The sequence below is a fragment of the Pseudomonas lini genome (assembly GCF_001042905.1).
GTDB lineage: Bacteria > Pseudomonadota > Gammaproteobacteria > Pseudomonadales > Pseudomonadaceae > Aquipseudomonas > Aquipseudomonas lini.
The window spans coordinates 907,756-919,876 of sequence record NZ_JYLB01000001.1; the positions used below are offsets into that span (position 1 = coordinate 907,756).

At 58.6% G+C, this 12,121-nt stretch carries 11 protein-coding genes; 10 read left to right on the plus strand and 1 reads right to left on the minus strand.

Translation table 11 applies throughout. The features are described 5' to 3' along the window. The first annotated feature begins 13 nt into the window (after positions 1-13). From TU81_RS03975 to TU81_RS04015, 10 genes are all read left to right on the plus strand, one after another. A complete protein-coding gene (locus TU81_RS03975) occupies positions 14-1,216 on the plus strand; it encodes a 3-deoxy-7-phosphoheptulonate synthase (protein ID WP_048393487.1) in 1,203 nt (400 codons plus the stop codon). Positions 1,217-1,231: 15 nt separating this feature from the next. Then, positions 1,232-1,855, plus strand: a complete 624-nt coding sequence (locus TU81_RS03980; RefSeq protein ID WP_048393490.1) for an isochorismatase family protein — start codon at positions 1,232-1,234, stop codon at positions 1,853-1,855. Between the two features lie 20 nt (positions 1,856-1,875). Continuing rightward, positions 1,876-3,765 (plus strand): anthranilate synthase family protein, encoded by a 1,890-nt coding sequence (locus TU81_RS03985; RefSeq protein WP_390176078.1) that lies wholly within the window; start codon positions 1,876-1,878, stop codon positions 3,763-3,765. Between the two features lie 2 nt (positions 3,766-3,767). Continuing rightward, positions 3,768-4,604: a PhzF family phenazine biosynthesis protein gene (locus tag TU81_RS03990; RefSeq protein WP_048393492.1), complete on the plus strand. Its 837-nt coding sequence runs from the start codon at positions 3,768-3,770 to the stop codon at positions 4,602-4,604. Positions 4,605-4,642: 38 nt separating this feature from the next. Beyond that, entirely contained in the window at positions 4,643-5,269 is a 627-nt protein-coding gene (gene phzG, locus TU81_RS03995; RefSeq protein ID WP_173667546.1) for a phenazine biosynthesis FMN-dependent oxidase PhzG, read from the plus strand. Positions 5,270-5,559: 290 nt separating this feature from the next. After that, positions 5,560-7,032, plus strand: coding sequence for a 4-hydroxyphenylacetate 3-hydroxylase N-terminal domain-containing protein (locus TU81_RS04000; protein WP_038983743.1), 1,473 nt, complete (start codon positions 5,560-5,562; stop codon positions 7,030-7,032). 182 nt (positions 7,033-7,214) lie between these two features. Further along, the gene (locus TU81_RS04005) at positions 7,215-8,252 is read left to right on the plus strand and encodes an MDR family NADP-dependent oxidoreductase (RefSeq protein WP_038983374.1); all 1,038 of its coding nucleotides are present in this window, start codon (positions 7,215-7,217) and stop codon (positions 8,250-8,252) included. A gap of 2 nt (positions 8,253-8,254) precedes the next feature. Continuing rightward, the gene (locus TU81_RS04010; RefSeq protein ID WP_050682525.1) at positions 8,255-9,451 is read left to right on the plus strand and encodes an MFS transporter; all 1,197 of its coding nucleotides are present in this window, start codon (positions 8,255-8,257) and stop codon (positions 9,449-9,451) included. Next, a complete protein-coding gene (locus TU81_RS31075) occupies positions 9,448-9,750 on the plus strand; it encodes a hypothetical protein (RefSeq protein WP_080772145.1) in 303 nt (100 codons plus the stop codon). Before TU81_RS04010 ends, TU81_RS31075 begins: the two co-directional genes overlap by 4 nt. A gap of 528 nt (positions 9,751-10,278) precedes the next feature. Then, on the plus strand, positions 10,279-10,983 hold the full coding sequence (locus tag TU81_RS04015; RefSeq protein WP_050682524.1) for an FAD-binding oxidoreductase: 705 nt from the start codon (positions 10,279-10,281) through the stop codon (positions 10,981-10,983). A gap of 927 nt (positions 10,984-11,910) precedes the next feature. On the opposite strand, the gene TU81_RS30645 is transcribed toward TU81_RS04015, so the two are convergent. After that, entirely contained in the window at positions 11,911-12,102 is a 192-nt protein-coding gene (locus TU81_RS30645; protein ID WP_082157800.1) for an IS1096 element passenger TnpR family protein, read from the minus strand. Between the last annotated feature and the right edge of the window lie 19 nt (positions 12,103-12,121).

A 12,121-nucleotide genomic window follows, 5' to 3' on the forward strand; every position in this document is an offset into this window, starting at 1 on the left:
AAGTGATCGCATCATGGAAGATATACTGAAACGGGTTCTAAGTTGTGAAGCGTTCCAACAGCCTCAATGGAGCGAGCCCTCACAACTGCATGACGCGCAGGCCTACCTCAGGGACAGCGCGTCACTGATTCGAGTAGAGGACATCCTGGTGCTGCGCGCCACATTGGCGCGTGTAGCGGCAGGCGAAGCAATGATCATCCAGTCCGGTGACTGCGCCGAGGACATGGATGAAAGCGCTCCCAGCCATGTAGCCTGCAAAGCCGCGGTACTGGACATCCTGGCCGGTGCGTTCCGGCTGGTGACCCAGCAACCGGTGGTACGGGTGGGGCGGATTGCCGGGCAGTTTGCCAAGCCCCGTTCCAACAACAGCGAACGCATTGGCGATGTCGAGTTGCCAGTATATCGCGGCGACATGGTCAACGGCCGCGAGGCCGTCTGCGGCCATCGCCAGCATGATGCGCAACGCCTGGTTCGAGGCTATCGCGCCGCGCAGGACATCATGCAACACCTGGGCTGGAAAGAACCGGCAGGCCAGGAGCAACTCAACGGCTCTCCCGCCTGGACCAGCCACGAAATGCTGGTGCTCGACTACGAACTGCCACAACTGCGCCGGGATGAACAAGGCCGGGTGTTTCTCGGTTCGACGCATTGGCCATGGATCGGCGAGCGTACCCGTCAACTGACGGGTGCCCATGTGGCACTGCTCAGTGAAGTCCTCAATCCGGTAGCGTGCAAGGTTGGCCCGGACATCACCCAAGACCAGTTGCTGAGCCTGTGCGAGCGCCTGGACCCCAAACGCGAACCTGGCCGGCTGACCCTGATTGCCCGCATGGGCGCCCACAAGGTCGCCGATCGCCTGCCACCTCTGGTTGAAGCGGTGCGCCACGCCGGCCACAAGATCATCTGGCTGAGCGACCCGATGCACGGCAACACCATCGTCGCGCCCTGCGGCAACAAAACCCGCATGGTGCAGACCATCACCGAGGAAATCACCGCCTTCAAGCACGCCGTGAACACGGCCGGGGGCGTGGCCGCTGGCCTGCACCTGGAAACCACCCCTGACGACGTCAGCGAGTGCGCCTCCGATGCCGCCGGCCTTAGCCAGGTCGCCAGCCACTACAAAAGCCTGTGCGACCCGCGTCTGAATCCGTGGCAGGCCATTACTGCGGTGATGGCCTGGAAAAACCTGCCCTCCTCCACCCTTGCCTCCCTTTGACTGGAGTTTGTCGCCATGACCGGCATTCCATCGATCGTCCCTTACGCGCTGCCTACTTCCCGCGACCTGCCCCCCAACCTCGCACAATGGCGCATCGACCCTGAACGCGCCGTGCTACTGGTGCATGACATGCAGCGCTACTTTCTGCGGCCCTTGCCCGACGCCTTGCGTGAAGAAGTGGTGAGCAATGCCGCACGCATTCGCCAGTGGGCTGCCGACAACGGCGTGCCGGTGGCCTACACCGCCCAACCCGGCAGCATGAGCGAGGAGCAACGCGGGCTGCTCAAGGACTTCTGGGGCCCAGGCATGAAGGCCAGCCCCACCGACCGCGAGGTGGTCGACGCCCTGACACCCAAGCCCGGTGACTGGCTGTTGACCAAGTGGCGCTACAGCGCGTTCTTCAACTCCGACTTGCTGGAGCACATGCGCACCAACGAGCGCGATCAGTTGATCCTGTGCGGGGTGTACGCCCATGTCGGAGTGCTGATTTCTACCGTGGATGCCTACTCCAACGATATCCAGCCCTTCCTCGTTGCCGACGCCATCGCCGACTTCAGCAAGGCGCACCACTGGATGGCTATTGAATACGCTGCCAGCCGTTGCGCTATGGTCATCACCACCGACGAGGTGGTGTCATGAGCCAAACTGCCGCCCGCCTCATGGAGCGTATCCTGCAACCGGCCCCCGAGCCGTTTGCCCTATTGTACCGCCCGGAATCCAACGGACCCGGCCTGCTGGATGTGCTGATAGGGAAAATGTCTGAGCCACAGGTCCTGGCCGATATCGACTTGCCTGCCACCTCGATCGGCGCACCTCGCCTGGATGTGCTTACGCTGATTCCCTACCGCCAGATTGCCGAACGGGGCTTCGAGGCAGTGGACGATCAGTCGCCGCTGCTGGCGATGAAAATCACCGAGCAGCAATCCATCGGTATCGAACAGTTGCTGGGGTTGCTGCCCAACGTGCCGATCCAGTTGAACAGCGAACGCTTCGACCTCAGCGACGCGAGCTACGCCGAGATCGTCAGCCAGGTGATTGCTGACGAAATCGGCTCAGGAGAAGGCGCAAACTTCGTGATCAAGCGTACCTTCCTGGCCGAGATTAGCGAGTACGGCCCGGCCAGTGCGCTGTCGTTCTTTCGCCATCTGCTGGAGCGGGAAAAAGGCGTCTACTGGACCTTCATCATCCACACCGGCAGCCGCACCTTCGTCGGTGCGTCCCCCGAGCGCCACATCAGCGTCAAGGATGGGCTCGCGGTGATGAACCCCATCAGTGGCACTTACCGCTATCCGCCCGCCGGGCCTAACCTAACAGAAGTCATGGACTTTCTGGCCGACCGCAAAGAGGCCGACGAGCTGTATATGGTGGTCGATGAAGAGCTGAAAATGATGGCGCGCATTTGTGAAGACGGCGGCCACGTCCTCGGCCCTTACCTCAAGGAAATGGCACACCTGGCCCACACCGAGTACTTCATCGAAGGCAAGACCCGTCGTGATGTACGGGAAATCCTACGAGAAACCCTGTTCGCCCCCACCGTCACCGGCAGCCCACTGGAGAGCGCCTGCCGGGTGATTCAGCGCTATGAGCCGCAAGGCCGCGCGTACTACAGCGGCATGGCTGCACTGATCGGCAGCGATGGCAAAGGCGGACGCTCCCTGGACTCGGCGATCCTGATTCGCACCGCCGACATCGATAACAGCGGCCAGGTGCGGATCAGTGTGGGCTCGACCATCGTACGTCACTCCGAACCGATGACCGAGGCCGCCGAAAGCCGGGCCAAAGCCGCCGGCCTGATTGCCGCACTGAAAAACCAGCAGCCCTCGCGCTTCGGCAGCCACCTGCAAGTGCGTGCGGCATTGGCCAGCCGCAATGCCTACGTCTCGGACTTCTGGCTGATGGACAGCCAGCAGCGGCAACAGACCCAGGCCGACTTCAGTGGGCGCCAGGTGCTGATCGTCGACGCCGAAGACACCTTCACCTCAATGATCGCCAAGCAACTGCGGGCCCTGGGCCTGGTGGTGACGGTGTGCAGTTTCAGCGACGACTACAGCTTTGATGGCTACGACCTGGTGATCATGGGCCCCGGTCCCGGTAACCCGAGCAGTATCCAACTGCCGAAAATCGACCATCTGCACGTTGCCATCCGTTCCTTGCTCAGCCAGCAGCGGCCGTTCCTCGCGGTGTGCCTGAGTCATCAGGTGTTGAGCCTGTGCCTGGGCCTGGAGCTGCAACGCAAGGCCATTCCCAACCAGGGCGTACAAAAACAAATCGACCTGTTTGGCAGCGCCGAACGGGTGGGTTTCTACAACACCTTCGCCGCCCAGAGCTCAAGTGACCGCCTGGACATCAACGGTATCGGCACCGTCGAGATCAGCCGCGACAGCGCGACCGGCGAGGTACATGCCCTGCGTGGGCCGTCGTTTGCCTCCATGCAGTTTCACGCCGAGTCACTACTGACCCAGGAAGGCCCGCGCATCATCGCCGACCTGCTGCGCCACGCCCTCATCCACACACCTGTCGACAGCAACGCTTCGGCCGCCGGGAGATAACCATGCACAAATACGTCATCATCGACGCCTTTGCCAGCGTCCCGCTGGAAGGCAATCCGGTCGCGGTGTTCTTTGACGCCGATGACTTGCCGGCCATACAAATGCAACGCATCGCCCGGGAGATGAACCTGTCGGAAACCACCTTCGTGCTCAAGCCACGTAACGGCGGTGATGCACTGATCCGGATCTTCACCCCGGTCAACGAGTTGCCCTTCGCCGGGCACCCGCTACTGGGCACGGCCATTGCCCTGGGCGCTCACACCGACAATCACCGGCTGTACCTGGAAACCCAGATGGGCACCATCGCCTTTGAACTGGAGCGCCAGAACGGCAGCGTCATCGCCGCCAGCATGGACCAGCCGATACCGACCTGGACGGCCTTGGGGCGCGACGCCGAATTGCTCAAGGCCCTGGGTATCAGCGACTCGACCTTTCCCATCGAGATCTATCACAACGGCCCGCGCCATGTGTTTGTCGGCCTGCCAAGCATCGCCGCATTGTCGGCCCTGCACCCTGACCATCGCGCCCTGTCCAGCTTCCACGACATGGCCATCAATTGTTTTGCCGGCTCGGGACGGCGTTGGCGCAGCCGGATGTTCTCGCCGGCCTATGGCGTGGTCGAGGATGCAGCCACGGGCTCCGCTGCCGGGCCCTTGGCGATTCATCTGGCGCGCCATGGCCAGGTCGAGTTCGGCCAGCAGGTCGAGATTCTCCAGGGTGTGGAAATCGGACGTCCTTCGCTGATGTTCGCCAGGGCCGAGGGCCGCGCCGATCAACTGACGCGGGTCGAAGTCTCCGGCAATGGCGTCACGTTCGGACGGGGGACCATCGTTCTATGAACAGTTCAGTACAAGGCAAGCCGCTGCTGGGTAAAGGCATGTCGGAATCCCTCACCGGCACTCTGGATGCGCCGTTTCCCGAATACCAATCACTGCCCGACGAACCCATGACCGTGCTGCGCAACTGGCTGGAGCGCGCACGCCGCGTAGGCATTCGCGAGCCCAAGGCGCTGGCGCTCGCCACAGCCGACAGCCAGGGCCGGCCCTCTACGCGGATCGTGGTGATCAGTGAGATCAGCGAGCGTGGTGTTGTGTTTGCCACCCATGCCGACAGCCAGAAAGGCCGTGAACTGACGCAAAACCCTTGGGCTTCGGGGGTGCTGTATTGGCGCGAAACCAGCCAGCAGATCATTCTCAATGGTATCGCCGAGCGCCTCCCGGAAGAGCGCGCCGACGCCCAGTGGTTGAGCCGCCCGTACGCAACCCACCCCATGTCGGTTGCCTCGCGGCAGAGCGAAGAACTCACCGACATCCAGTCCCTACGTACGGAAGCTCATCGTCTGGCAGAAAGCGGCGGCCCGCTACCGCGTCCGCCGAGCTACTGCCTATTCGAGCTGTGCCTGGAGTCAGTTGAATTCTGGGCCAACGGCAGCGAGCGGTTGCATGAGCGGTTGCGCTATGACCGCAGTGCAGAGGGATGGAGACACCGGAGGTTGCAGCCGTAGAGACGGCGTCGCAAACGGCTATGCATTTGCTCCGACGTTCCTTGCTCGCTCCAGCGTTGAGACCTCAACAGTAACTCGCGAGGCCATAGATCACAACCAAAACGAGAAGAGACCGAGTGGTAAAGAGCTCGCATCCGAAACGCCAAACAGAGAATCCGGATTACCAAAGCCTGTAACGAGATTAGTTCCTATCCGAATCTTATACTGACTATAGAGCGTTGTCCTTGATCCAACAGAAGACAACAGGCCAATACTTACAGCAAGAGTCAGACATTATTGAGGTCGCTATCATGCTAGATCTGCAAAACAAGCGTAAATATCTGAAAAGTGCAGAGGCCTTCAAGGCTTCACTGCGCGATGACCGTACTGTTATTTATCAGGGCGAGGTGGTTGAAGACGTTACCACGCACTTTTCAACTGCCGGCGGGATATCGCAAGTTGCAGAAATCTATGACGAGCAATTCAAGGGTGAGCACGACGACATTCTGACTTACCTTCGTCCCGACGGTTACCTAGCCTCTTCTGCCTATATGCCGCCCAGAAACAAAGAAGATCTGGCGCGGCGGCGGCGTGCGATCAAGTACGTTGCGCAAAAAACCTGGGGTACCCACTGTCGCAGTCTGGACATGATCGCCAGCTTCGCAGTCGGCATGCTGGGACATCTCCCAACGTTTAGAAAAAAATGCCCTGAGCATGCTGAAAACATTGCTGACTACCATGACTACGCCGAGCGCAACAGTTTGTACTTATCTGAGGCCATCGTCGATCCACAGGGCTATAGGGCACGTACTCATGGTACCGACATCCACCTGCCGCCGCCCGACCGTGCAGTGATGAGAATTAACAAGCAAAATGCAGACGGCATCTGGATCAGCGGCATCAAAGGCGTGGGCACGGTAGCGCCGCAGTCCAATGAAATATTTGTCGGCAGCTTGCACCCCGCAGTGCCTGACGAGGCCTTTTGGGCTTACGTGCCGGCCAATGCACGGGGCGTGAAGATATTTTGCAGAGAGATCGTCTCCCGGCCACAGGCTTCTGCCTACGACCACCCACTCACCTCCAAAGGTGAAGAGGCAGAGGCGATGGTCGTGTTCGACAACGTGTTCATCCCGCGTTGGCGGATCATGGCGGCGAACGCGCCGGAACTGGCCAACGCCGGTTTCTTCAACCTGTGGACCTCATACAGCCATTGGTACACCCTCGTGCGCCTGGAAACCAAGGCCGACCTGTATGCCGGACTTGCTAAAGTGATAATGGAAGTCTTGGGGCTTGAAGGTATTCCGGTGGTACGCCAGCGGGTCAGCGAGATCGTGCAGTTTTCAGAAATACTGAAAGGCATGTGTACCGCCTCTATCGAAACGGCCGAGATGTCTGACGGCGATATATTGCTCCCGGGGCCCAACGCACTGGCGGCCGGGCGGGTATTTGCCATGGAGAAATTGCCTCGCGTACTGCATTTACTCAGAGAGTTGTGTGGGCAGGGCTTGATCCTGAGGTTCAATGAAAAAGATCTCGATGCCGACGCTGCGTTTGGCCAGAAATTCTCGTGGTTCCTTGACACGCAAAACGTTGGGGCCAAACAAAAAAACCTGTTGATGAATCTGGTATGGGATGTGGCGGCCAGTGAACACTCCACACGCGCATTGGTGTTCGAGGAGCAACACGCACTCAGCGAACCACTGCTGCGTGATCGCCTGGTGCTGGACTACGACTACCGCGAAAGTACAGGTCTGATACGACGCATGGTTGGGCTCAGTGCCTGATAGGTTTAATTCCTTCGGGCAGGCGGAGCGTAACGTTTAATTCGCGACGCCTGAACACCGCGATTTATCTGCTTCGCACAGCCCCCATAACTCCCGGCATCACTTCAATTTACAGCCTTCAGCGGCAGTGAACAGACATGCCGACTAAGAACCATCCAGATGAATACAGCAGGAGTCCGGTCATGACGGAACAAACACGCATTGTGCGCGAGGTCAAACTGCTCGGTTACAACTCGGGCAAACTCAAGGCCGAGCATTTCGCTGTTGTCGAAACCGCAGGCGCAGAGCCCGGCCCAGGGCAAGTGCTGGTACGCAACCGCTGGTTTCGAGTATCTATCTCCACCCGTTTGATGGCCGAAGCGGGCACCGAAGATGTGAAAGGTATTCCATTCCCGCCGCTCAACCCTGGCGACACACTGGCCGATGGAGCTATTGGCGAGGTGGTACGAGCCGGCCCCGGGGCCGGCCTGAGCGTAGGCAGCGTTGTAATGCATCCGCTGGGGTGGAGGGATTATGCGGTGGTGCCGGCCGAACAGTGCAGGCTCATCGACAGCCCCGTCGTTGATCCCGCCGCCTGGCTCGGGCATGGCTGGACCGCCTACGCCGCGTTGGTCAAAGCCATCCAAGTGCGCCCAGGCGATACTGCCTTCGTCACCAGTGGCGCAGGCGCCATTGGCTCCATGGCTGGGCAGATCGCACGTCTACTGGGGGCAACGAGAGTCATCGGCACCACCAGTAACCAGGAGAAAGCTCGGTGGATGCAGGCTGAACTGGGTTATGACGCAGTGGTCACGCGCGACGGTGGTTCGGTCCGTGAACAACTCGCCAAGGTTGCGCCAGATGGCATCGACGTAATCGTCGACATGGTGGGCGGCGAGCAACTGGCCGCAGCGCTCGAGATCGCCCGACATGGTGCGCGCTGCGTGCTACTCGGTGCCGTGTCGGCGGAGCTGAACCCGCACAACGCCACCTTGAAGGCGCTGGTCGAACTGGACACCTTCCAGCTTATTCTCAGGGGGGTGACGATGCGTGGTTTCAGCGCCGATGAAGAGGCGCCAGAAATGTTCGACGCCTGGATACGGCAACTGGCGGATTGGCAGCGCGAAGGGGGCATTCGTACTACCCACACAATGGTCAAAGGCCTGGACCAGGCCCCGCTGGCGTTGCAAGAAGCCTGTGCGGGCCACCTCAAGAGTCTGGTACTGGTGGAGCTGGAATAGTCATGGACACTTCAATTGCTTCTCCACAGGTCAATGCCACCGCTGCGCAATCATGGCTGCTGTGGGCAGGTTTTATCTTGGTGTCGCTGAACCTGCGGCTGATCTTCACAACTGTCGGGCCATTGCTGGAGAACCTGCAACTGGGCTTTACTTCCACCCTATTGGTGACGACCTTGCCGCTGGCGCTACTGGGCATTTTCTCCATGGCCGGCGTGAGACTGCGACAATGGCTGGGAGAGGAACGTGCACTGTTTTTCGCGCTGATATTGTTAAGCGTTGGCTGTAGCGTCCGCGGGCTGGGTGAGGTTGGGCTGATCGTGGGTACCATCGTGGGCAGTGCGGGTATTGCAGTGATGAACGTGATCATGCCCGTGCTTGCCCGCAAGCGCTTCGGACCACAGCGCATGGGTATGGTCATGGGTGTCTATGCGCTGATGCTGGGGGCCGGCGCTGTGCTGGGCGCTAGTGCGTCGCTGCCGCTGTTTCAATTGCTGGGGACTGATCAGGCCTCTGCTTTCCACTCGCTTGGCCTGTGGGCCGTTCCGGCCTCGTTGGCGTTGCTACTGTGGTTGCCGCAGTTGCGTCACGCCGGGCCGCATAGGCCTAGCGGTGGGTACACAGGGTTGAGTGTGAATGTGTATCGCAATCCCACGGCCTGGGCAATCACGCTGTTCTTCGGACTGCAGGTGCTCAACCTATTCGTGTTCCTGCCATGGATGCCCACGCTGCTCAAGGATCGTGGCACTAGCTTGACCACTGCGGCACTGATCTTCTCGCTCTCGCAACTGAGCCTGATGGTCGCAAGTTTTGTTACTCCGCTGTTGGCTGCGCGTACCCAGGACCATCGCCTTTACATTGCCTCAATCATACTACTGTGTCTGGCTGGGACACTTGGACTGATGTATGCACCGCTGGGTAGTTCAGTGTTATGGGCTTGCCTGCTCGGTTTCGGACAAGGAGCTGGCCTTTCGCTGGGAGCTTTCCTGTTTGTGGGAAAGGCCAGTAGCATTGACACAGCAACGCGTATTTCGGCCATGGCGCAGACCGTGGGCTATCTAATTGCCGTCGCGGGGCCTCTTGTGGTGGGGGCGATCTATCAGCGCACAGGAGACTGGAACCTCCCGGTGCAAATGCTGGCGGGCATTTTACTGATTGAATTGGTCGTGGCGTTGCCGGCTGGGCGCAATGTCAAGGTATGAGTCCTTATGGAATCATAAATTTCTGCGCGTCCTTCGGTCGATGGCTTCCAATAACCTCGCTTATCGGCAACCACAATGGCACCTCAAGCGACATCTTGTCGCAAATAAGTCCGTACGACGCGCAGTTCGATGAGGCTCAGCAGAAAGGTTATGCCGAAGCGGATCCTGCCCTCAATGTGAATAGAGAAAACGCAGCGCAAAAACATACTTTGTTCAGTTCACTGACTTCTGGTGGGCCGGTTAATTTTGCAACGGTCGATATAGGTGCGCCGGCTAGGCTCGGTACTGGGTGTCGATAGCTCCGACGCTGGTGCTGAATACATCTAGGCTGGCACCTGTTATCGGTTCGATAAACGACATCATGTCACCGACGATTCGGCTCAACCCTCTTCTGAGGTGCCGGTGATGTATAGATCGTGAGTGCGATTTTCGCCCACTTGGTCGATCTTGCTTAAAGCCCGCAAATTAATAACTACGTGTATCTGCCGAACATGGGCTTAAAACGGAACTCAATCGAGGACAGGCCGCCCCCTTCTGCCAACACCAGGCAGAGCGGCGTTTACTTCTGGATGAAGGTCGTCGAAGAAAAAGTTGGATTGCTGGCCAAAGTCAGTTCGATATTTGCCCACCCCGACGTGTCGCTCAGCGTCATTTTCCACAGCTAGGGCGAGGGCGGTCTGATAGACATCATCACGGATTAGGTACGGAAGGTGCTGTCCGCGTTGCCGGGGGCAACCGTTTCAGGCCAACAGATCGTCATCCCTCCGGCGCTGGACGAATGAACCTCCGCCGATGAAATAACCAGGATTTATAGAACGGAGCTTCACTTGAATAGACTCATTGCGTGCCAGATTCAGGACGTCAATCGGCTGGCTGCCGACATCCTTGCTATCACCCTGGTACTGGATGCCGACAGCTTTTTCTATCGTCCAGGCCAGCATATTGATCTGGTTCTGGCTGATGGGGCGCGGCGAAGTTTTTCCATCGCCAGCGGCACCTGCACTTCAGGCACGATTGACTTGCACGTCCGGGAAGTCATGAGTAGTCAGTTCATTGCCAATGTGCTGGAGACTCGTGGCAGACAGGGCTGTTTGGCCATTGCCGGCCCTTTTGGGGAACTCTACTACCGCGGCGCACCCGAGGCGCCGGGCTCGGAGATCATTCTGATAGCCTCGGGGACCGGGTTCAGCTCAATCAAAGCTATCATGGAAGCATTGATTAAGACCGGATCGCCGCATCCGGTACACCTTTACTGGGGCGGTCGCTGTGGTGCCGATCTCTACCTGAGGTCGTGGGTTGAGCAGGTTATGAAGGTGATGCCTAACCTGTCGTTCATTCCCGTGCTGAGCGCCCCTCAGCCAGAAGACCAGTGGACCGGGCGTAGCGGGAAAGTGCATCAAGCAGTCATGGCCGACTTTCCTGATATGCATAATTGCCACATCTACGCTTGTGGTGCCCCTGCTGTCATAGAGTCCGCTCGAAGAGATTTCAGTGACTTCTGTGGCCTACCAAAGTCGCAGTTCATCGCGTAGTGAATAGCCCCTGATTTTATAGACGCATCTGACGGGCAGTTTTTGGTCCAGGCTTGTGTAAGAACGTAGGCCCTGTTTTTAAGTCCGCGTCTCTACGTGAAATCTCACTGTGATTGGCAGGTCAGAGGTACTGAAACTTTCGTAGAAGCTCGGTTTTCGTTCTGATTCAGACCTTCAAACCTGCTCTAAAACGTTTTCACACAGCCCGGGCCGTTCTCTACCGTTCGCGACAGAGGTTGGCCTGGGTCTGCTGTGACCTGTATTGAATGATCGGTATCGACTCAACATGGTCATTGACCGGTCTACAAAACCACCGAGGGTTCAGCCCTTTCCGCTTATTACGCCATGAGACTCGGCGACATCTAATTACACTCAACAAATTCGTAGTCACACATCACGATTTTGCATCTCTCCGCATTAAGCATCCCTCCAGACTCGACAGCTCACCATTCAAGCAGGTCCGCATAGGCGACCTGCTTGAATGGGCTCTATGCCCGTGTAATAACCTCAAGGAACCCTATACATAACCACTCAATGCCCACGTTGTCACTCCACCGTTGTCATCACCAAAGATTTAGCTAGGAAAGTCGGCGCCCTTATCGGCACCGTTGGTGGTGCCGCCCAAGGGGTCATGGGCGCCATGGGTGCCGAGGTTGGCGCAGTCATCGGACTCATTGCCGGCCCTCCTGGGATCGCCGTTGGCGGAATAGCCGACGCCATTCTTGATGGGATTGGCTGCGGGGTTGTGAATTTTGGGCCTGCAAACCAAAACGGCTAGCTATGGCTGGCCCGACCTTTCAATCGCCGAGCGACGCTCTGAAGTCGTACGCTGTCATGGCCCTAAGGCTCGCCCTAATACTCACGTTTACAAGGACGGCCCTAGTCCCTTCGTGAAGCGTAAGCGTCCGAACTACACCGCCTTGCATCTCAGACCTTAATCCCCTTCAACCGCCGATTGACGCGCTCACACTCAAAAACCGTTGGATCGAAGCTATCGCCATGCCACTCCAACATAGCTTCATGCTCTGGGTGGTTGGGATCTGCCATCACTTCAAGGAATTCCGTATACCCTGGCCAACCGCCTAGAGCCTCATTCAGATGTTTTTCGGGGATCCGGATAGCCTGTCATAAGCCACGC

Excerpts from the sequence above, each read along its gene's own strand:
- TU81_RS04005 (WP_038983374.1), top strand. The coding sequence starts at position 7,215 with ATGACGGAACAAACACGCATTGTGCGCGAGGTCAAACTGCTCGGTTAC.
- TU81_RS03980 (WP_048393490.1), top strand. The coding sequence starts at position 1,232 with ATGACCGGCATTCCATCGATCGTCCCTTACGCGCTGCCTACTTCCCGC.
- TU81_RS04000 (WP_038983743.1), top strand. The coding sequence starts at position 5,560 with ATGCTAGATCTGCAAAACAAGCGTAAATATCTGAAAAGTGCAGAGGCC.
- phzG (WP_173667546.1), top strand. The coding sequence starts at position 4,643 with ATGTCGGAATCCCTCACCGGCACTCTGGATGCGCCGTTTCCCGAATAC.
- TU81_RS03985 (WP_390176078.1), top strand. The coding sequence starts at position 1,876 with ATGGAGCGTATCCTGCAACCGGCCCCCGAGCCGTTTGCCCTATTGTAC.
- TU81_RS31075 (WP_080772145.1), top strand. The coding sequence starts at position 9,448 with ATGAGTCCTTATGGAATCATAAATTTCTGCGCGTCCTTCGGTCGATGG.
- TU81_RS03990 (WP_048393492.1), top strand. The coding sequence starts at position 3,768 with ATGCACAAATACGTCATCATCGACGCCTTTGCCAGCGTCCCGCTGGAA.
- TU81_RS03975 (WP_048393487.1), top strand. The coding sequence starts at position 14 with ATGGAAGATATACTGAAACGGGTTCTAAGTTGTGAAGCGTTCCAACAG.
- TU81_RS04010 (WP_050682525.1), top strand. The coding sequence starts at position 8,255 with ATGGACACTTCAATTGCTTCTCCACAGGTCAATGCCACCGCTGCGCAA.